The organism is Candidatus Latescibacter sp., assembly GCA_030692375.1.
Lineage (GTDB): Bacteria > Latescibacterota > Latescibacteria > Latescibacterales > Latescibacteraceae > JAUYCD01.
Genome location: JAUYCD010000020.1, coordinates 13043 through 33181, shown reverse-complemented (window position 1 = coordinate 33181; position 20139 = coordinate 13043). Strand labels below are relative to the sequence as shown.

The following is a 20139-nucleotide window of genomic DNA, read 5'->3' as shown; positions in this document are numbered from 1 at the left end:
GAATGGATAATATGCAGGATAATTTCCGTAAAAAACTTTTGGAATCCGAACACTTTAATACGGAACTCAGAGAAAAATACAACCGGGAGGTACACATGCTGTTCGAGAAAAAACTTACCGCACCGAGAAAATGGATCATGACAGCGATGATTGCTGTAATGCTGGGACAGGCGGCACTTTTCCTTTATGCCGTGATTGCTGGCGGCGAGCTTCCTTTACTCGCCCGTGTCGGCTTCGGAGTAGGGGTGATCTTCGCACTGTCATTTGCCGCTCTCCTGTTCTCCATAGTGAGAAAGGGAAGTTTTAATGAAAAAAAGGACTCCAACGCCGGAGTGGGTATGGTTTGGGTCTTCATGATCATCATGATTACTCTCTTCATGATCGTCGCCGGCAATATGCGCGATCAGGTCAGGGGAATTGCCATGGTACTGAACGGACTGGTATTCTTCAATATTTTCGGCGTGGTTGGTATGCTCCAGAACAACATCAACCAGGCGACACTGAAACTCCAGGAAAAACTCCTCGAGATCGAATTGCGCCTGGCGGAAATGAAAGAGATTATGGAAAGGAAATAAAGACAGAATAAAAGATTGTCTGAACCACTGATTCATGCAAACGGTCAGGTATGCACGGGAGATATATGATCGGATGCCAGAATCTTCACTTCATTTTCCAGCCGTCCGTTCAGCTTGTCTTTTTCTACTTCAAGGTCATACCGAGATTGAAGGTTCATCCAGAAACGCTCCGATAGGCCGAAATACCGTGACAGCCGAAGCGCGGTATCGGCGCTGACGGAACGCTTGCCGTGAACGATCTCATTGATGCGGCGCGGATGGACGGTGATGTCCTTGGCTAATTTGTACTGGCTGATCCCCATGGGCTTGAGAAATTCTTCCAGAAGAATCTCGCCGGGATGAATGGGATCTAATTTCCTCGTCATGGCAGTCTCCTAATGGTAATCTGTTACTTCAACATCGTAAGCGTGGCCGTCACTCCAGCGGAAACATATTCGCCATTGGTCATTAATGCGAATAGAGTATTGGTTCTCACGGTTTCCCGATAGTTTTTCGAGATGGTTTCCGGGAGGTATGTGAAGGTCATCCAGTTGTTCCGCGGCATCCAGTATGGTAAGCTTCCGCAATGCGGTGCGGTGCAGACTGGATGGAAAACGACGAGAAAAACGCCTTGAAAAGAGGTGCGCAGTTTCTTTGTCGCGGAAAGTTTTTATCATAATTAAAATAATAGCGCGTTACGTTATTAATGTCAAGTGCTATTTTTTTTCTTACCGACCAGTTCGTTGAAGAATCCGAAATACCGTAACAGCAGGAGTGATGTATCGGCGCTGATGGAACTCTTGCCGTGGACGATCTCATTGATGCGGCGCACGCCTTGCGTATCTCATTCGAGGTCGGTATGGGCTGTCCGCCACCGCCCCAATGGCAAATAATCGCTGTTGACCGGCGAATATTCATCTCCTGGCAAACTGAAATACCAGGTGCAGGGAAGGAGAACAGTGAATGAATGTCCTGAAAAGAAGCCCTTGCTGTTGATCATTCAAATGAATAGATTACAAATTAGCCGATGAATTGAATATACTCTTCTTTCAGGGAAAAGGAGTACGCTATATGATGAGATTCATTCCGTTGTTCTGCTTGGGATTTCTGCTCAGTTCATCCCCTTTCTGCGCTGAAACCGCCAGTCCCTTTTTCATAGGCGCCATCCGTTCCGACGGCGTCCTGATCCCCTTTGCTCTCTACGATTCCGGAAAATGGTCTAGCCCGTGGCCGAGTTATTTCAATCCGGATTTTCCCAGCTCCCCTTCCAAAATACTGAATGACTCCACTATTACCACCCTTTCCAAAATACCCACTTCCTGGTCCGGCTCGCAGAAAACAATTCCCACCCGCTGGTGGAAATTGGGAACCAAAGGTGATTCGCTCTTTACCGTATCAAAACCGGTCATAATTCCATCATATTGTGTAAAGCTCTGGGCGCTCCTGCTTTCCGGCAGAAAACCGCCGCTTAACACCCATGCGTATGTACCTTTTAACAGTATCGCTGCAAGTGCTCGGCTTCCCTTGTCACAGATTATATCGATTCGTCCGGATTCACCGGAATGGAAAGAATTATTGCTTTTGGTTGAATCAATGGTGAAAAAGAAAGAGGCGGGAAAGGGGTCTACTTTCTCGGAAAAGGAGAAGGTGGTAATAAAAATGAATATATCAATTATTCGAAATGAACTGCCTTTTCACGACGAGTACTACTACTATTATGAAGTTGAAAAGTTATCTCACATCCTGGAATCAGACAAACGGTACCGGTGTAAAACTCTCAATGGGGAAGGATGGATACGAAAGAATCAGACGGGAGAGTTGGCGGTTATGAAAAAAGAAAACTATGGCACAAGTGAATTCTTTATCCCTGACATTAATAATTATATCTTTCATAATAATGATATCCCCTGGGGGATGCTCGTTCTTCAAAACAAAATGTACTGGATCATCGACCGTCCGGGATATGAAAGCGAGTCATGTGTGATATATCAAGTCGATCAGATGGGGATTACAAAGGTCATTGATTTTTACCTAGGCGGATGCTGAAGCTGGTTTGTATACCATTTTTCACAAAAAAGCTCCCCCGTTTAATGAGGAGCTTTTTTTTTGCCTTTTTATTACTTGCTTCCTACACGATATACTTTCCCCTTGCCACATAATGGGTATGCAGGAGCTTGTGGCTCTTATGACCGCAGGGACCTTCGGTGAGGAATTTGGTGTAGAGTTCCACCACCGCGGGGTTGTCGTGCGATTTGCGGATTTCGTAAGCCTGGTCTTCAGCGTAGATGGCGCGGGCGCGGGCCTTACGGATTTCCTTCGAGGTCGGGATGGGCTGACCGCCGCCGCCGAGGCAGCCGCCGGGGCAGGCCATGAACTCGATGAAGTGCGCCTGGCTGAATTTCCCGCCGGCCTTGATGTCCTCGAGAACCTTCTTGGCATTAGCGGTTCCGTGGGCAACCGCCAGCTTGAGAGTGGCGCCGCTGAGCCAGTTCCAGTCCTTGAACGGCAGGTCCTTCCGCATCTTGAGGATGTCGGGAACCGGGCCGAGCTTAGTGGGCAGGGTTAATTCCTTGTATTTTATCCCCTCGAATCCGCGGATTTCACTCACCTGTCCGGCTAGGGCATCCGGGTCGGCAACCAGGCCGGTAACGATTTCGTAAACCGTCCGGAGAGCTGCTTCCATCACCCCGCCGGTGACGCCGAAAATCACACCAGAGCCGGTGGCTGTTCCGAACGGATCATCGAAATCACTCTTGGGTACATTGGGAAGATCGATTCCAGCCTCACGGATCATCTGGGCAAGCTCGCGGGTAGTCAGGCCGTAATCCACATCCTTGAAACCGGAGTCCCGCATCTCGGGACGGTTGCACTCGAACTTCTTTGCAGAGCAGGGCATCAGCGCCACAGTGACAATATCCGCCGGATCGATGTTGTTGATCTTGGAATAATAGGTTTTGATTACCGCGCCAAACATCTGCTGGGGGCTTTTCGCCGAAGATACATGGGGAAGGTATTCGGGATAGAAATGCTCGATATACTTGATCCATCCCGGCGAGCAGGAGGTAAACTGGGGCAGCGCCACCTGCGGATCGCCCTTGACCAGCGCGTTATAGAGGCGCAGGATCAATTCGGTTCCTTCCTCGATGATGGTGAGGTCGGCGGTGAAATTGGTGTCGAACACCCGGTCGAACCCGCAGCGGCGCAGAGCTGTGTTCATCTCGAACGTCAGCGGATGCCCCGGCTCAAGGCCGAATTCCTCGCCGATGCCTGCCCGCGGGCTGGGCGCGGTCTGGATTACCACGTGCTTATTCGGGTCGTCGATGGCGTCCCATATCTCATCCGAAGAATCGTTGGCGCGGAGCGCGCCGGTTGGACAGCGATTTATGCACTGGCCGCAATTGATACAGATCACTTCGGCAAGAGGCTTGTCCATGAAAGTGCAGATTTTGGTACGGTCGCTCCGGTTGATCGCTTCGAGCACTCCGACTTCCTGGAGGTCGATGCAGGTGCGCACACATCTGCGACAGAGCACACACTTGTCCATGTCCCTGACCACCGAGTAACTGCTCCTGTCTATCTCGAACCGAGGCTCCTGCACATGACCGAACCTGTAAGAATCTGCCCCGTACTCCTTGGACAGACTCTGAAGTTCGCAGTTGTTGTTTCGGAAGCAGGTGTAACATTCGCCGTAATGCTTGGAAATGAGCAGATCGATAATGTTGCGGCGGGCGCGGCGCACATTCGGAGAGGTTGTGTACACCGTGATCGGCTGGGTGATGGGATAAGCGCAGGAAGCCTGAAGAGTACGCTGCCCTTCAACCTCCACCACGCAGACACGGCACACTCCGGCAATACACAGGTCATCGTGAAAGCAGAGTGTAGGGATATGTACATTGATCATTTTCGCCGCGTTGAGAATTGATGTTCCGTACGGCACACGCATTTCGACACCGTCTATGTTGACTTTCACCTTCGCCCCGATAGCTTCCTCCGGGCCTTCCACTTTCACCGTGTGCGGCTGGACACTCTTGGGAGCGCGGGAGGTGTCGTCGTGTATTGTTGGTTCCATGGTTCCCCCTATATCTATAACGGCATCCTGCCGAATATTTCGTGCTTGAAATTTTCTATGATTGATAAAAAAGCATTTGGGCTCGACTGTCCGAGACCGCATTTCGATGCAAGCTGCATGGTTTCGGCCAAACCCTCAATGGTTCGCAGGTAGGCGACGGAGCATTCACCTTTCTGGAGCTTGAACACCGCATCGAGCAGATTGGAATTCCCCTCGCGGCAGGGAGTGCACTGGCCGCAAGACTCATCGACAAAGAATTCGAGGAAATTTTCCGCCACATCGAGCATATCCCGATCCTTACCAAAGACGATGACCGAACCACCAGTCGGAGCATCGACAAAGGCCACCGTTTTGGCGAAATCCTTCGCCGGAATGACTCTCCCTGAAGCCCCGCCGATGGCTGCTGCCTTGGCGTCCTCGCCACCCACCTCTATCAGGAGATCAGATACCGTGATGCCGATGGGAAATTCATATACTCCAGGCCGCTTACAGTCGCCGGAGATGCTGTAGAGCTTTGAGCCGGTGGATTTTCCCAGGCCGTAGGTCTTGAACCAGTCGGCGCCTTTTTCCATTATCCGCGCGGCGGTGACCAGGGTTTCCACATTGTTGACAATGGTCGGACAGCCCAGATAGCCGGTATTCACCGGAATTGGAGGCCGGTTGCGAGGCTCGCCTCTCTGTCCTTCGAGAGATTCGATAAGGGCGGTTTCCTCCCCGCACACATACGCGCCTGAACCCATACGGATTTCTATATCGAAATTGAATCCCTTCTTACTTCCGGCATCTTTTCCCAGAAAACCTTCTTCGTGACGTTTTCTGATAGTTTCTTCAATGTGCTTTTTCAGGTAGCGGTATTCTCCCCGAAGGTAAATGATTCCCAGATACGCTCCGACAGCATACCCGGCGATGGTGATCCCCTCCATGAGATCATTGGAATAATCGGAAAGGAGCACCCGGTCCTTGAACGTCCCCGGTTCTCCTTCGTCGGCATTGCAGACCACATACTTTTTTGCTGAATCGGCGGCTGCTGCAAGGTTCCATTTCACCCCTGTGGAAAAGCCCGCTCCCCCGCGTCCTTTGAGACCGGAGTTACGAATTTCTGCAATCACTTCGGCGCGTGACTTGGAGAGAGCGTTCTTCAGACCGGCATTGGGTTCGATGCCGCTTACGAAAATGATATGTCCCTTTTTTTCAGGCATGCGCTGGTCCCCCCTGTGCATAAACGCTGAAAGCACGCTGGCATCCCTTGATAATATCGTGCACTTTTTCGGGAGTGACATTGGTGAAAGCCAGATCGTTCACCAGGAGTGCGGGGGCCTGGTCGCACAGCCCGAGACAGTTGGCATATTCCAAAGTGAAATGTCCATCGGGCGAGGTCTCGCCGAAGGTGATTCCCAGTTCATTTTCCAACTGACGAGCCACTCCGGACTTCCCGGCCATGTGGCAGGAGATGGTCCGGCAGAGACGAATAACAAACTCACCGGTGGTTTCAGTTTGAAGGAAGCTGTAGAAGGTGACCACCCCGTACACCTCTACAGGGTGTATGTCGAGCTGCCTGGCTACTTCCTGCATGGCAAAATCGGAGATATGATTGTATTTCTCCTGAATCGCCTGAAGGATCGAAAGAAGCCCGGTTCGCTGATTGCCGTATTTTTCAGCCAAAAGGGAGATTTCATCCCCTAAAGTTTGGCGTTCCGTTGCTAACATGGATCAATCCTTTCCATTCTCGAGCAGATTGTTGATCTTTCTGAGGAGTTCATCCGGAGTAACCGGTTTTTCCAGATATTCATCTACCATTATCATCTCGTTATCCTTGGCATAATGCATGCCGGTGACGCTGCCGATGGATGTCAGCATGATGATAGGAATATGGTTGTTTTGGGCATGAAGCTCCTGAGCCATGAAAAAACCGTCATCCGGCTCTTCCATCATGACATCGAGGATGACCAGGTCCGGTTTCTCCTCTTTGATCAAGCTCATGCCCTTTTCACGGTCCATAGCCCCTCTGAAAATAAACCCGGCATTTTCAAGAACCATTTTAATGGATTCCTGGATATCAAGATCGTCGTCTACCAGGACTATCTTTTTCACATGAGACCTCCTTCTTCTCTTGATTCGGTGAAAGGTAGCAGGTTTACAGGTTTATTGGAAAAATATATGCATTATTACATATTATCTTTTTATTTTTAATCCTACTAAACTAATACATGGAATAAATGAAAGCAACAATAATTGTGAATCATTTCACAATTATCTTATGTGATTTATCTTGACTTTCCGCAGAAAAAGTAAATTATATTTCCTTTAGTCACCTACAAATCGGAGGGCAGTCATGTCTCAAGAAAATTCCGAAAGCCATGCAGAACATAATGCCATGACTGATTTCACCATCGAATCTCTCGGCCCGGCGCAGTATGATTCGCCATTGAGTGAGCCCCTGACGGAAGGCTCGTACACTTTTGGTTTTGTGCAGGAATCGGAACGGGTGGTCCACGATCCCCGGGTTACGATCATTCATCAATGGATTTCACAGGGTAAGGAACCTCCTTCCCTGGAAATAGCCGGTCCGCGGAAGAAACTTTTCTTCAATCCCGCTTCCTTCCGTGCTGCTATAGTTACCGCTGGGGGGATCTGTCCAGGTTTGAACGATGTCATCCGGGCGCTTGTCATGGAACTGCATTACCGCTACCGGGTGAAAGAAGTTCTCGGGTGCCGGTATGGCTTCCAGGGGCTGGTTCCACGGGTCGGGCAGCCTCCGCTGGTGCTCACTCCTTCAATGGTGGCGAATATCCATGTCAACGGCGGCACATTCCTCGGCTCTTCACGGGGGCCGCAGGACCCGAAGGAGATGGTGGATTTTCTCGAACGGGAACGTATTAACGCCATATTCACCATCGGCGGCGACGGCACCCAGCGGGGCGCCCTGGACCTTGCGATTGAAATCGAGAGGCGGGGCCAAAAGATTGGGGTGGTGGGAATACCCAAGACCATAGACAATGATATCTCCTATATGGAGCGCTCTTTCGGATTCCAGACTGCAGTTTCCATCGCCCGCGACATCCTGAGCAACGGACATGAAGAAGCGCGGGGAGCTTTCAACGGAGTAACGGTGGTAAAGCTCATGGGGAGGCAGTCGGGTTTCATCGCGGCCATGTCGGCGGTGGCGAACGGGGATGTCAATTTTGTGCTGGTGCCTGAGGTTCCATTCGACCTGGGAGGTGAAAAGGGCCTTCTGAGAGTACTGGAACGCCGCCTTGAAGAGCGCCGTCATGCCCTGATCGTAGTCGCGGAGGGCGCAGGCCAGAACCTGTTTGAAGAAGAAAAGGCCTCTCAGCAGTTCGATGCTTCGGGGAATGTCAAACTCTTCGACATCGGCACCTATCTCCGTGACCGTATCGCCCGGCACTTCAGCTGCGGCTGGAATGCAGCCACGGTGAAATACATCGATCCGAGCTACATCATCCGATCGTCCCGGGCCAGCGCCGACGACAGCATTTTCTGCAGCCGCCTGGGACAGAATGCAGTCCATGCTGCCCTTGCCGGTCGTACCAAGATGGTGATGGGACTCTGGAACAATACATTCACCCATGTCCCGATCACCGCAGTCATCTCGAAGAGAAAGCAGCTCGATCCCGCCGGGCCCGACTGGTTGAGCGTTCTGGAATCCACCGGCCAGCCGGCGTCTATGAAAAACTAAAGAAGCCCCCTCGCCCGCTTGCGGGAGAGGGGGTAGGGGGTGAGGGAAATACCGCTGACTTCGACAAGCTCAGTCAACTACTTCATCAGCAGCATCCGGTTCGCCGTAACCTTATCTCTCATCATCAGGCGGGAAATGTATATCCCGGACGAAACGGGTTTGCCGTTCTGGTCACGGCCGTCCCAGACCACGGAATGCCACCCGGCAGGCAGGGTTCCTGACACGAGCTCACGTACCTTCTGGCCGGTTACATTGTAGACTGCCAGGCTGGCCCGCCCGGTTTCAGTCAGTGAGAAGGAGATGGTGGTGGAAGGGTTGAATGGGTTGGGATAATTCCCGGTGATGGCGAAATTCACCGGCACGGTTTCCGCCACCACGGTCGGCCCGGTGGAGAGCTTCATCGCGGAGAGTGTGCCGCCCTCGCCGACGCTGTAGATCGAGGCAACCCACATATAACCGTCGGCATCCAATGCAATGGCGCTCAGAGACCCGAGCTTAATGTCAGGCCAGGTTTTCCAGGTTTTACCGTCGAAAGATATCAGGGGGTTGTGAAGCACCCACAGGACATTGTTGCGATCCACATAGAGACTATAGGGATACTTAACGCCGGTGACCTCCTGGCCGTATGTTTTCCAGGCTGCGCCGTCGAAGCTATAAATCATACCATCATTGCTGGCGAACCATTTGACGTTGTTCTGGTCTGCCGCTGCACTCAAGATAGAGCCTTTGAGCGGGCTGTTGGAAGTATAATAATTCGTCCAGGTTGTGCCGTCGAAGCTCCAGACGCCTTCTTTGAACGTGCCGAACCATTTTACATTATCATTATCCACTGCCCCGGAGTACGCCGCGAAGGTCTTGTATTGTTGATAGTTTGTCCAGGTTTTCCCGTCGTAGCTCTTGATATATATTCCGGCAAACCATTTGACATTATTCCGGTCCACAACAATAGTATAGGTAAGTCCGCCCACGAATGTTGAGTCCCTGGTATGAGTATAGAGTTTCCATGCTTTCCCGTCATAGCTTGCAACATGACCGATTTCGGAGCATACCCATACCACATTTTCCCGGTCTACTACTATCCCCTTAATCCAATTAGCAAATAAATTCGTGCTTTGAAGATTCACAGTCGTGCCGACATCATCAGTCGTAAGGGTAAAGAGGTGATTTACCCAGGACTTGCCATCGAAACACGAGACGCCGTGGTAAGTGGCGAACCATTTCCGGTTCATGCTGTCTATCGCAATTCCCGAGAAAGAATAGTTGAGAGGGCCATCAGTAAGGTAAGTTTTGACCATCGTGCCGTTATAGCTGTGGAGGCTCAACGACCCATAATACTCCTGAGTGACAAACCAGACCGTGCCGTCGGCATCGACACGGACCCGGGTGTAAGCCAGTGTGGGGCGGTCAAATTTGGCGTCAAGGGGGTATGTGGTCCAGGACTTGCCGTTATAGCTCGACAAACTGTACGCCGAGGGCGGTGAGATTCCGGAGGGCACGCCGCCCGCGGCGGCCCAGAGCGCCCCCTTGCTGTCCACGGTCATATCGTTTACATAGGGAACCGCATGCTCGGCCCAGGTCTGCCCGTCGAAGCTGATGAGTGTCAGGGATGCGCCGAACCACTTTGTGTTCTTGTCATCCACCGCGATGGTGATGACGGAATTGTCTTTCAACCCGCTGTTTTCTGTGGTGTAGGTTTTCCAGGTGGTTCCGTCAAAGCTGCTCACTCCCCTATATTTCAGATACTCATAGTGCGCGAGCCAGACCACACCGTTTCGGTCCACCGCAAGGGAATTGATATAGTTATAGGGGATGCCGCTGTTCTGGGTTGTGTAATTCGTCCAGGTTTTCCCGTCGAAACGGGAAAGACCTGCTGTGGTACCGATCCAGATCACGCCGTTTTGCGCCACTGCGACAGCATGAACGGCGTTGTTCACCAGCCCGCTGTTCGCGGTATTGAACGTGGTAAACGCGGCGCCGTCAAAGCGCTGTGCTCCTTTCCTCGTTCCGAGCCAGAGATTGCCCTGGGCATCCTTGGTTATGGAATAAACCCCGTAATCCGCAAGCCCGTCTTTTTCGGTGTACTGACGGTAGGTTCCGTCCGCTTTGTTCCATCGGACAAGACTCCCGGTTGTTGCGCACCAGACATAGTTGCCCTGGATTTCCATGTCCCAGATGAAGTTACCGTTGGGATAGCTGACGGTCGATTCCTGCGCGGCCACAGGTGCGGCAAGGAACAAAATCGCCGCAGCCAGGATGTAAAGAAACCACAGCCCGGCGTTCTGCATGGTGTGATGAGTACGGTACATAACATATCTCCCTTGAAAGGGGTGTGAGTGGAACTGAAGATGGAGAAAAGTCAATTAAAAAAGCAGCGCCTGAGTGCCTAAGTGCCTGTCTTTATTTAACCAGCGTCATCCGGCGGGTCTCAACCTTTCCTTCCATCTTCAGTCGAGCCACATAGGTTCCGGATGACACCGGTCTGTTCTCCTGGTCGCGTCCGTTCCAGACGATGGAATGCATTCCCGCTTCCAGGCGGCCGGAGACGAGCGAGCGGATTTTCTGGCCCATCATGTTGTATACTTCCAGTTCCGCTGGCCCCGCCGAGGGGATAGAGAAGCGGATCGTAGTGGAAGGATTGAACGGGTTGGGAAAGTTGCCGACCAGTTTGAATTCTGAGGGTTTGGTTGTTTCCGCCGCCGGCCGGTTGAGGCTCGACGACTGGAAATTATCGATGTATATGGTGCTCCGGCGGGAGGTGAATCCATCTTTTATCATGTCACTGATGCGAGTGTAGCAGAATTGGCGGCCGGTGGGTGACCAGGCGCCCATTTCAGCGGTCTCCGCGCCTTCGACCCTGATAAAGTAACTCATGCGTTCGCGAAGGTTGAAAACCCGCAGCAGAGCGTACTGACTGTATCGGGAGATTCCGTATCCCGTGCAAAGCACCCATTCGCCGTCGGGGGAGATTTGGGGCCCCCACCAGTTCCCGTCGGTGGTGAGCTGCTCCGGTTTCCCTCCGGCGATGGGCGCCCGGTAAAGCTGATAGAAGAGATCAACCCAGCCCTGGTCCACATAAATGATGGAGAGGCCGTCTGGGGTCAGGCAGGGCGAAAGCCCGGTTTCCGAAATCACTCGCCGTTTCCCGGTCGAAGTGTCGAGGACGCCGATGCCGCGCGAATCGCCTTCCGCGTATACGAAATATCGCCCGTCCCTGCTCCAGGAGCCTTCGGTCGCGCCCTCCGCAATAACCCGCCGCTCGCCGGTGAAAAGATTGATATTCTCGATGACCGGCATGAGGGAGACAGCTTCCGCAGATGCTTCCTTTTTTACACCGCTTCCTGCGGGTTTGGGGATGAATTTCAAGTATGTAATTTCCCTGCCGTCGGGTGTGAAGCAGAGGGTGCGGGAAATTCCCCCCGACGATACGATTTCTTTGGAAACAGGTTCGTTCGTGTTGTCAAGAACGAGAATCGGCTTTCCTCCCTGCGCTGAAACCGCCCAGATACCCATGCCACTGCTACCTGTAAACGCGATAATCTTACCCGAAGGTGACCACACCGGATTCTGCTGGCCGCTCTCCAGGCTTTCGCGAAGAGCGGAAGGAAGCCCGCCAGGGATGGAAATCTCCAGCGGGCCAGTCTTGGCAGTCACTGTTTCCCTTTTGTCGGTAACAGCAGAACTGAGTTCACGGAGATCGGGGAAGAATTGCATGGATTGTGCGTTTTCCGTTTTTGAAGAAGATTTTTCGCGGGATTCGGTGGCAGACGATGCGGTGGTTTTTCCAGACAGTTCCTTTTGCACCGGCTTCGCTTCTTCAGGGCGAACTTCAAAAACGGCACTATCTGCGTCGGCTCCCGGTTTCTGTTCCTCCGGTTTTTGCGAGGAAACTGCATCGGGCTGGGATGAAATCCGTGTCATTTCCTGATCTATGGACGCCATAGCCAGGATAACCGGGGCTGGCGATTCTGCAGGAGTAGATTCACCGGCGGGCGGAATGGATTCGGCAGATGGAGAAGGATCGTTTTCCCGCTCTCCAGCCGGTGTAGTTTCTTCTTCACGGCTTTCCTCCGCGGCTGCCTGCTCCTGTATCATGGTACGTCCGGCGAGTACGGCAGAAAGCGGTTTATGGAGAAGAGTACTCATCTTCGCTTTGGGTTTCCCATTATCCCGTAAGCGGTGTTCAGAGGCATAGGTTTTGCCGACTGCGCCCTCTGCGCGTAAACCGATGAATCCCGTCATGGTGACCGCACAGAGGAAGAGGATCGAGAAAGACATGACCTCGTTTGCGCTCGCTGTAATGTGACGGGTATATGTATTGTCAAGGATTCGCTCGATGCGCCGCAAAAGCGGGAATCGGGAGGAAAGAATGCCTGATCCGGCTCTCGCCTCGATGCCCTGGGGCTGGAACGATCGGGCGAGATTGAAAAGCTGAGTCGCATACGGCCTGTTCAAACCGGTGTGACGGATGACAAAATCATCGCAGGCAAAATCGCTCAACTCCTCTATATGCCGTGAGAGTACCCATAAAAGGGGCTGGAACGGAAAAATAATTTTCGCCAGTTGGCACAGGTGGAGCCAGAACGGGTCACGGCGCGCCAGGTGGGCGAGTTCATGGAGGAAAACCTCACGGGTAGCCAGGACAATTTCGTTCCCGCCGGAAGGCAGGAGAATCGCCGGACGGAACAACCCGGTGAGGAGGATGCTCGTTACATAGGGACTCTGGAGGATTTGGGGCGCAGAAATCCCCAGTTCATCGGCGACCGCCCTGCACAGTGCGGTATGGCGCGGTTCGGCGGGTGAAGACAGGCGGCGGATACGGCGGATATACAGGGTAATCGCTCCGAACCTCAAAGCGAGAAACAGGGAGAGCGCGATCCAGAAGAGAGAAAACAGGATTGCAATACTTGGCAGTATACTGTGAGTAGATGTATGTGGAATTACTGTTTTCTTCGGCAAGAGAGCTGATTTCGGCGCGGCGGGAACAGATCGTGGTTTCACCGGCGCTGTCGTAACCGGCTGTTGTTTGGCGGGAGGCGCAGTTGCCAGTATCTTTCCAGCAGGCTGCTGTCCGGCAGAGTTTTCTTCCAGGCCTGATTGCCCTCCGGTCGGGGTTGAAGGCGATATGGGCGGGTAAGCCTGCGGTGCGGATACAACCGGCGCAGAGACAGCCGGAACACGGGGCAGCGGAATTGGTATATACAGCCCTCTCACCCCGGCAGCAGAAGAAATAAGTAACGCCGGAGAAGTTAATAGCACTGCAATGAGGCAGAACCACAGCAAAAGCGATTGAGAAGCGGTTCCTCTCCGCTTCTTCCTCAGGATATAGAGTCCCCCCAGCCCGATGAGGATGATCAGGGTAGAATGGATCAGGAGGTTGAGTCCAAAAAGCATTGTGATATCCGACAAGCCGGGAAACCGGTTAAGAAAGGCCGCCCACATCGCTGTTACTCCTTTTTGTCGAGCTTCTCCTGAATTTTCGCAAGTTCTTCCAACGATATATATTTTTTATTCAGAATAAAAGAGACAAGCCCCTCCATGGAACCCGCAAAAACATGGTCGATCAGGTCTTTCACAGCATGGTTCGCAATACTCTCCTCTTTCACCAGCGGATAGTAGATGTAGGTGCGCTGCTCGATATCGTACCCCGCCACTCCCTTATGCACCAGGGTGCGGAGAAATGTAGATACGGTACTGAACTTGATGGGTTCGGTCTTGTTCAGGATGTCGGTGATTTCCTGCGCGGTTGCCCGTTTTCTTTCCCAGAGCACCCTAAGGACTTTCATCTGCCCTTTTCCTATTTCCAGTTTTTGCATCTGCTCCTCCCAATTATAAGCTAAGGCTTTAATACTACATGTATAATATTACCAGTTTAGATGATTTGTCAAGAACTTTTTTTAATTTTTATAAAAAAAGCCGCAGGGAATACAGAGATCACTTACCGGATGGTTCGATTCTCTATCCGCTGTGGCTTTTTTATTGTATATCTGCCGAGGGGGCGCCTCAGTTATTTCATGGGGGTCATTGGGGGATGTTCGGACAGTTTTACGGTAAAAAAGAGCGGTTCACCGCTGCGGAGAATTTTGAGGCGTACTGTTTCTCCCGAACGGGTGGAACTCATCACCCCGACAAGGCAGTCGGGTGAAGAAACCGGCGATCCGTTAATCTCTGCGATCGTATCTCCGGGTTTGATACCGCATTTATCTGCGGGGCTTGCCTTGACCACATTCTGAATAAAACCTCCGTTGACAGCAACGGATACACCCAGCCAGCCGCCACGGGCTTCAGCGTTGTGGATAACAGACCGCGCCACTACGGAAACATATTCCATGGAAAAAACCACATAGGTTTTTTTCGGCGATGGAAATACAGCCGGATTTTCCTTCTCGTCGAGGCGGTATGCAAGAATCCCGACAATCTGCCCCGTTTCATCGAAAACCGGGGTACCCGCAGTGCCTGGCTCCCCTGAAACTGTAACGAGGATGGTGCCGTCGGATTCATGAACAGACTGTACAATCCCTGTCATGGTAGAAAGATTTTTCCCCGGAGGAATTCCCAGGAAAACTACTTTGCTGCCAGGTTTCATGGAATTCATCGGCCTGATGGGAGGTATGGAAAACAGGGTCTGAATACCAGTTTTCAGGACAGCGATTCTGCCGGTTTCATCACATCCCACTGCTACGGCATCAAATTTTACCCCCCGGTTTCCCTGAATCATAATTTTTTCTGCTTCCTTGCACACACAATTCAGGGTCAGGAGATACCCCTGGTTGTCCAGGGGGAAAGCAGTTCCCACATTACGGCGTTTTTTTATACCGTTTTCTCCGTTTTTCAGGGAAGGCATTTTTGGATAGGCGTGTACGGTAAAAACAGAGCTGCCGAATTTCTCTTTTATCCCGAGCGGGATAGAGGAGTTATCACCCGGGGCGCCTGCTTGAGCAGTCAGACCGTTTACCCCGGAAAGTATCACCGCGGCAAGGAATGTTTTCCCGAATAAAAGAGTTTTTTTCATCACCATTAAAAACTTATCAAGGTAACAGTATTGGTTGAAATTGCTCTCGCCGCGGAGGTGTTCCGTGGCGCAGTACCGATCCCGGTCTCGCTCTCTCCGACTGACTCCAGCACATAATTCACATCTTCGTCGGGAGCATCAGCAAAAGCCCGGACAGCAGGATCATTATTTTCTATCGTAATTTTGCTGGTAATCTGAGTGCCGGAATTATGATTCACTCCGTTCCCGGAGTAGAAAAATAATCCCGCTATAAGGAGCGCCGCAGCAGCCGGTACGGTGATGAAAGCCCTTATATTTTCACTGATATAAAGGCGCATACGATAGAATGGATTGCGTATGAGAGTATTCTCTCGAATGAGGCGCGCCCTCAATTCGAAATCAAACTCAGGTGAAGCGGTTAAAGGGGTAAGATTGGCCAGAAGCCTTCTTACATATTGAATTTTCTGCAACTCTCTTTCGCATACCGGACAACTCAGTGCGTGAGCAAGGAAGTCCGATCGTAGTTCCCCGGAAAGTTCATCATCAACAAAATCCATAATGTACTTTCGAAAGATGGAACAGGTATAAAACCCTTCATGAGCACTTTTCACGATATCGTTGAACCTCCGTTTGATTATTGCTTTATTCTGAATATTCAGAGCTTTTTGCAAAAGTCGATATTTGAAGCAGCCCCCTTCGGGGGTAAACGGTTTCATCGTTCCCGCGAAGCGGCAAGGGACTGAGGGGTAGGGGGCTGAAGTAATAAAACTTATCATTTTTTCATTTAAAATCGACTTTTGCAATTGGCTCTTCAATTACAATTTATTATTGAACAGATCCTGAAACGAGTTCAGGATGACTCGTGTCATGCCGAACTTGTTGCCGCTTCGCGGGAACGATAAAACCGTTTCGGCATCTATTTTAACCCGGATTACAGGAGTTCATCCTGCGGGGTATGCCCTTTCAGTTTTTTCTGAAGCTTGATCCGGGCGCGGTTTACCCTCGATTTCACCGTTCCGACCGGAACACCGATGATTTCGGCTATCTGCTGGTAGCTCATCCCTTCGATATCCCTCAGAATCAATGCCTCCTTATACTTGCTCTGAAGGAGATCGATGGAATCATGAACATGTTCATCCAGCATCCGTACAGCCGTAGCCCGGTCCGGTTTCATACCGGGATCTAGAATATCGAAGGTTTTCTCATCTTCGGTTGTAGCATCTATGGAAAGAAATTTCCATCGTTTACGGCGACGGAGTTCACTTTTCGCAAGGTTGCCCGCTATGGTGAAAATCCACGTGGAAAAATTCGCTATCGCTTTATAATCACGTCTTTTTCGAAACACTCTGAGGAATGTTTCCTGGACTATATCCTCGGCCACATCAAAATCTTTGACAAAACGGTACACAAAGTTGATAAGCCTGTTTTTGTATCTTCCCACGATAACATCGAAGGCATCCATATCTCCGTTTACCAGATCGAAAAGGAGATCTTTATCAGGAACAGTATCATGATTGGTTTTCATAAGTGGCGCCATCAGCATGTTATCACCTCCTGCTTTCGTATATAAGCATACGACCGAAGGAAGCTTTCGGTTCCGAAAAATATTTTTCTGCGGAAAGAATTTCTTCTCTTTTTACTCAATTCCCCAAAATGAGAAGTAACCGGGGTAATCTGTAACACATCATGTCAAACAGGCAGATACTGACTAACATAAAAAATTGTATTGCAAAACGAAACAAAATTATTATCTTAGGAAGTTACATATCATACAATTTCGAGCTTTTCCTCTATGTTGTACAAGGAGGCTGTACCGGTGAGTTTTTCCATAAAACGATTTCTTGTTTTTCTTCTCGTCATGATGTGTGTATTTATTAATGCTCCGTTTTCTCCCTGCCAGTCTTTTGATCAAATGATAGATTACAGCAATCTGCCGGGTCTGAGAACCATGGCCAACCAGCCGGTTAATCCCCAGGCAGGCATGGAAGTGGGAGATGTCAATGTGCCAAGTATTATTCCGGAAGAGAAAAAGGAACAATTACTACCCGGGGAGCAACCGGCTCCTGAGGCTTTGCCAGTCTTTTTCGACATGAATAAAATAGACCCGGACAAATATATCATCGGTGCGGACGACTTGCTTAATCTCTATCTCTGGGGAGAACTGGATATGCAGTTTCGTTTAACGGTATCTCCTGAAGGCACAGTCAATATCCGTACTGTCGGTTCCGTGGAAGTTGCCGACCATACGCTCGCAGAATCGAAAGAACTGATTAAAAAATTTGTTAGCAAAAAATACAGCGGTATTGATATTTCCGTGACTCTCGTCCGGCCGAGATATTTTCGTTTGTATGTTTCTGGAGTCGTAAGCAGAGCGGGTGCAGTGGTTTCCCATCCAATCCAGCGGGTGTCCGATGTTGTAGAACGTGCAGGTTTAAATATAATGGAGATTCAAAATGTGGTCTTGACCCGTCAGCAGGAACAAGAGTATGAACCTTCTCTCAGGAGAGAATCGAGTCAGCGATCCATTGTGGTACACCGGGGAGACAAGGATATTCCAGTAGATCTCCAGCGTTTCCGTAAATTCGGCGATCTCGAAGCAAACCCTTACGTGAGCGCCGGGGACCGTATCGAGGTGCCTCCCTATATCGGCAGCACGTTTATTTACGGCAATGTCAATAACCCGGGCAGGTATGAATTTAAACCCGGTGACCGGGTGCTTGATCTTGTTAAATTTGGAAGTGGAATCACTTCGGTAGCAGATACTGCCCGTGCCACTCTCGTCCGCTTTGATGGTAAAGGGAAAGACCTTATCAATATTGATATTAACCTTTATGATGCCCTGTACCTCAATCCTGATGATCCCAAATATCTTATCCATGAGTCAGACCGTCTTTCCGTCTGGAAGAAATTCGACTACAAAACCATCGCCGATGTGATCCTTGGCGGAGAAGTGCGGTATCCCGGCGTATATCCCATCACTGAGAATCAAACCACGCTGACTGATATCATCACTATGGCGGGCGGATTTACCGTGAATGCCAACCTGGATGAGGCCCGTATCATCCGAAGATCCTCCACTACCGCCCAGGACCTTGAATACCAGCGCCTTCGCACAATGGCGGTAGCGGACATGACCCCGCAGGAATACGACTTCTTCAAAAGCCTGTCCCGGTCACGGCCCGGAGAAATCTCTATTGATTTCGTCAAGCTTTTCACCGGTAACGATCTGAGCAATGATATCTTCTTGGTGAACAGGGATGTTATCACCATCCCGGCAAACCGTGATCTGGTAAGGGTTACCGGAGCGGTGCAGCAGCCCGGCTACATCAAGTGGGAGCAGAAATCGGACGTTAATTTTTACATCGGGAAAGCAGGCGGGTACAATTTCAATGCAGACATCAGCAAGTCACGGATTATTAAAGCCAAAACCGGGCAATATTTCAAATTGAGCAAAAACATTCCTTTAGAAGCCGGCGATACCATTCATGTGCCGGAAACAAAACCATTCGCTACGTGGAACGCAGTAAAGGATGCCGCCACCTTTTTAGCCAATGCGGCCACGATTGTTATTTTAGCCAAACAGCTTAAAAACTTCTAAACAAGCCGTTCGCTTAAGTTGTCTTTCAGGAGTGAGTATGGAGAATAAAGAAATAAATATCCTGGAATATGTGTATATTTTTTATAAAGCCAGAAAATTGATCCTTTTGAATTTTATCGTCATTTGCCTTCTCACCGGCGTTGCCAGCATATTCATGACGAGGTATTACAAGACTGCTACAATTTTAATGCCTCCCCATGAAATAAAAAAGGGATTCGGTTTCGCCGAACAGCTCGCCAGCCAGGTTACAACGCTCCGTCTCGGCACCCAAGGTTCTCCAACCGATATATTCATGGGTATTCTCAAAAGCCAGACAGTAGAAATCATCCTGGTCGATAAATTCAATCTGGTAAAATTCTATGGAGTCCCAGACCGGGATACCGCTGTCGCCCGATTGAAAAAACTGACCAATGTGTCCCTTACCAAGGAAGGTCTGATTAAGGTCGATTATGAAGACAAGGACCCGGTGCGGGCGGCTGACCTCTGCAATATGTACATTGTCGTGCTCGATTCGGTAAACCAGTCCATTAATCAGCGTGTATCACGAGAACGGGCGGATTTCATCGAGCAGATGCTGATTGAGAATTACCAGGCGCTGAAACAGGCGGAGATGGATCTGAAAAAATTTCAGACGGAAACCAAGGCGATTTCTCCTTTCCAGCAGGAACGAATCGCTCTTACGGTGACCGCTGAACTGGAAATGGACATCATGAGGATTGAAAACCAGCTCAAGGAAATGAAATCGAAGTCGTTCACCAACGATAATCCCATGGTCAAAGATTCGCAGAAAAAACTCCAGTTCCGTGAAGAGCAGCTCCATGACATGCGGTTCGGCGGTTCCAAGGAGGGACGTGAAACGTTGTTTGTCCCCTTGCAGGAATCGGCGGCGCTGGTAATGGAGTACCAAAAGCTGTCACGGCGCATCACGGCTCTAGGCATGCTGGAACAACTCCTCCGGAACCAGTACGAGGAATCGAGAATCGAGCAGGTGAACAACACTTCCACGGTTTCGGTTATCGACCGGGCCAGACCCCCGATAAAACCTTCGAGACCGAAACCTTTCCTAATGGTCCTGATCGCCGGCGCCGCATCGATCTTTTTCTCCCTGGTTACGATCATCATGATCGAGTATTTCAACCGTTTGTCCGGCTTGAGCATGGAAAACCAGAGAAAACTCGAGCAATTAAGCCGGTTTATGAGGATTGACAGGTAATGTCACGCCGATATGGGTTT

General features: G+C 50.6%; 18 protein-coding genes. 5 read left to right on the top strand and 13 right to left on the bottom strand.

All coding sequences use genetic code 11. From position 1 onward, the window contains the following. The first annotated feature begins 2 nt into the window (after positions 1-2). A complete protein-coding gene (locus Q8O92_01425) occupies positions 3-575 on the top strand; it encodes a hypothetical protein (GenBank protein MDP2981975.1) in 573 nt (190 codons plus the stop codon). A 44-nt stretch (positions 576-619) separates the two neighbouring features. Here Q8O92_01425 and Q8O92_01420 read toward each other — a convergent pair whose 3' ends face one another. From Q8O92_01420 to Q8O92_01410, 3 genes are read right to left on the bottom strand one after another with little or no spacing between them, the layout of a single operon-like run. After that, positions 620-940: a HigA family addiction module antitoxin gene (locus Q8O92_01420; GenBank protein MDP2981974.1), complete on the bottom strand. Its 321-nt coding sequence runs from the start codon at positions 938-940 to the stop codon at positions 620-622. 9 nt (positions 941-949) lie between these two features. Continuing rightward, positions 950-1231 carry a type II toxin-antitoxin system RelE/ParE family toxin gene (locus tag Q8O92_01415; GenBank protein MDP2981973.1) on the bottom strand — a complete coding sequence of 94 codons (282 nt, stop codon included), beginning with the start codon at positions 1229-1231 and terminating at the stop codon, positions 950-952. A gap of 32 nt (positions 1232-1263) precedes the next feature. After that, positions 1264-1386 carry a hypothetical protein gene (locus tag Q8O92_01410; GenBank protein MDP2981972.1) on the bottom strand — a complete coding sequence of 41 codons (123 nt, stop codon included), beginning with the start codon at positions 1384-1386 and terminating at the stop codon, positions 1264-1266. Between the two features lie 239 nt (positions 1387-1625). On the opposite strand from Q8O92_01410, the gene Q8O92_01405 reads away from it, so the two are divergent. Next, complete coding sequence (locus tag Q8O92_01405; GenBank protein MDP2981971.1) at positions 1626-2600, top strand: hypothetical protein; 975 nt, start codon at positions 1626-1628, stop codon at positions 2598-2600. An 82-nt stretch (positions 2601-2682) separates the two neighbouring features. Here the strand turns inward: Q8O92_01405 and Q8O92_01400 are convergent, their stop codons facing one another. Genes Q8O92_01400 through Q8O92_01385 form a run of 4 tightly spaced genes read right to left on the bottom strand, consistent with a single transcriptional unit; the run spans position 2683 to position 6714 of the window. Further along, complete coding sequence (locus Q8O92_01400; GenBank protein ID MDP2981970.1) at positions 2683-4623, bottom strand: NADH-dependent [FeFe] hydrogenase, group A6; 1941 nt, start codon at positions 4621-4623, stop codon at positions 2683-2685. A 14-nt stretch (positions 4624-4637) separates the two neighbouring features. Then, the gene (locus tag Q8O92_01395) at positions 4638-5822 is read right to left on the bottom strand and encodes an NADH-ubiquinone oxidoreductase-F iron-sulfur binding region domain-containing protein (GenBank protein ID MDP2981969.1); all 1185 of its coding nucleotides are present in this window, start codon (positions 5820-5822) and stop codon (positions 4638-4640) included. Then, positions 5815-6330 (bottom strand): NAD(P)H-dependent oxidoreductase subunit E, encoded by a 516-nt coding sequence (locus Q8O92_01390; GenBank protein ID MDP2981968.1) that lies wholly within the window; start codon positions 6328-6330, stop codon positions 5815-5817. The genes Q8O92_01395 and Q8O92_01390 overlap by 8 nt, the downstream gene beginning before the upstream one ends. 3 nt (positions 6331-6333) lie before the next feature. Next, complete coding sequence (locus Q8O92_01385; GenBank protein ID MDP2981967.1) at positions 6334-6714, bottom strand: response regulator; 381 nt, start codon at positions 6712-6714, stop codon at positions 6334-6336. Between the two features lie 241 nt (positions 6715-6955). Between Q8O92_01385 and Q8O92_01380 the strand changes: the two genes are divergently transcribed. After that, positions 6956-8320, top strand: coding sequence for an ATP-dependent 6-phosphofructokinase (locus Q8O92_01380; protein ID MDP2981966.1), 1365 nt, complete (start codon positions 6956-6958; stop codon positions 8318-8320). A 77-nt stretch (positions 8321-8397) separates the two neighbouring features. On the opposite strand, the gene Q8O92_01375 is transcribed toward Q8O92_01380, so the two are convergent. From Q8O92_01375 to Q8O92_01350, 6 genes are all read right to left on the bottom strand, one after another. Then, the gene (locus Q8O92_01375; GenBank protein ID MDP2981965.1) at positions 8398-10626 is read right to left on the bottom strand and encodes a two-component regulator propeller domain-containing protein; all 2229 of its coding nucleotides are present in this window, start codon (positions 10624-10626) and stop codon (positions 8398-8400) included. Between the two features lie 91 nt (positions 10627-10717). After that, positions 10718-13759 (bottom strand): M56 family metallopeptidase, encoded by a 3042-nt coding sequence (locus Q8O92_01370; GenBank protein MDP2981964.1) that lies wholly within the window; start codon positions 13757-13759, stop codon positions 10718-10720. Between the two features lie 5 nt (positions 13760-13764). Continuing rightward, positions 13765-14133 (bottom strand): BlaI/MecI/CopY family transcriptional regulator, encoded by a 369-nt coding sequence (locus Q8O92_01365; GenBank protein ID MDP2981963.1) that lies wholly within the window; start codon positions 14131-14133, stop codon positions 13765-13767. Between the two features lie 191 nt (positions 14134-14324). Continuing rightward, on the bottom strand, positions 14325-15335 hold the full coding sequence (locus Q8O92_01360; GenBank protein MDP2981962.1) for a S1C family serine protease: 1011 nt from the start codon (positions 15333-15335) through the stop codon (positions 14325-14327). Further along, positions 15335-15778 carry a hypothetical protein gene (locus tag Q8O92_01355; protein MDP2981961.1) on the bottom strand — a complete coding sequence of 148 codons (444 nt, stop codon included), beginning with the start codon at positions 15776-15778 and terminating at the stop codon, positions 15335-15337. Before Q8O92_01355 ends, Q8O92_01360 begins: the two co-directional genes overlap by 1 nt. A 461-nt stretch (positions 15779-16239) precedes the next feature. Beyond that, positions 16240-16851: a sigma-70 family RNA polymerase sigma factor gene (locus tag Q8O92_01350; GenBank protein ID MDP2981960.1), complete on the bottom strand. Its 612-nt coding sequence runs from the start codon at positions 16849-16851 to the stop codon at positions 16240-16242. A 273-nt stretch (positions 16852-17124) separates the two neighbouring features. Between Q8O92_01350 and Q8O92_01345 the strand changes: the two genes are divergently transcribed. Then, positions 17125-18906 (top strand): SLBB domain-containing protein, encoded by a 1782-nt coding sequence (locus Q8O92_01345; protein ID MDP2981959.1) that lies wholly within the window; start codon positions 17125-17127, stop codon positions 18904-18906. A 37-nt stretch (positions 18907-18943) separates the two neighbouring features. Then, positions 18944-20119, top strand: coding sequence for a Wzz/FepE/Etk N-terminal domain-containing protein (locus Q8O92_01340; GenBank protein MDP2981958.1), 1176 nt, complete (start codon positions 18944-18946; stop codon positions 20117-20119). Positions 20120-20139 lie beyond the last annotated feature (20 nt).

Coding starts and splice junctions, on each gene's coding strand:
- Q8O92_01395 (MDP2981969.1), bottom strand. CDS start 5,822: ATGCCTGAAAAAAAGGGACATATCATTTTCGTAAGCGGCATCGAACCC.
- Q8O92_01375 (MDP2981965.1), bottom strand. CDS start 10,626: ATGTACCGTACTCATCACACCATGCAGAACGCCGGGCTGTGGTTTCTT.
- Q8O92_01360 (MDP2981962.1), bottom strand. CDS start 15,335: ATGGTGATGAAAAAAACTCTTTTATTCGGGAAAACATTCCTTGCCGCG.
- Q8O92_01380 (MDP2981966.1), top strand. CDS start 6,956: ATGTCTCAAGAAAATTCCGAAAGCCATGCAGAACATAATGCCATGACT.
- Q8O92_01365 (MDP2981963.1), bottom strand. CDS start 14,133: ATGCAAAAACTGGAAATAGGAAAAGGGCAGATGAAAGTCCTTAGGGTG.
- Q8O92_01425 (MDP2981975.1), top strand. CDS start 3: ATGGATAATATGCAGGATAATTTCCGTAAAAAACTTTTGGAATCCGAA.
- Q8O92_01390 (MDP2981968.1), bottom strand. CDS start 6,330: ATGTTAGCAACGGAACGCCAAACTTTAGGGGATGAAATCTCCCTTTTG.
- Q8O92_01350 (MDP2981960.1), bottom strand. CDS start 16,851: ATGCTGATGGCGCCACTTATGAAAACCAATCATGATACTGTTCCTGAT.
- Q8O92_01405 (MDP2981971.1), top strand. CDS start 1,626: ATGATGAGATTCATTCCGTTGTTCTGCTTGGGATTTCTGCTCAGTTCA.
- Q8O92_01400 (MDP2981970.1), bottom strand. CDS start 4,623: ATGGAACCAACAATACACGACGACACCTCCCGCGCTCCCAAGAGTGTC.
- Q8O92_01340 (MDP2981958.1), top strand. CDS start 18,944: ATGGAGAATAAAGAAATAAATATCCTGGAATATGTGTATATTTTTTAT.
- Q8O92_01415 (MDP2981973.1), bottom strand. CDS start 1,231: ATGATAAAAACTTTCCGCGACAAAGAAACTGCGCACCTCTTTTCAAGG.
- Q8O92_01420 (MDP2981974.1), bottom strand. CDS start 940: ATGACGAGGAAATTAGATCCCATTCATCCCGGCGAGATTCTTCTGGAA.
- Q8O92_01370 (MDP2981964.1), bottom strand. CDS start 13,759: ATGTGGGCGGCCTTTCTTAACCGGTTTCCCGGCTTGTCGGATATCACA.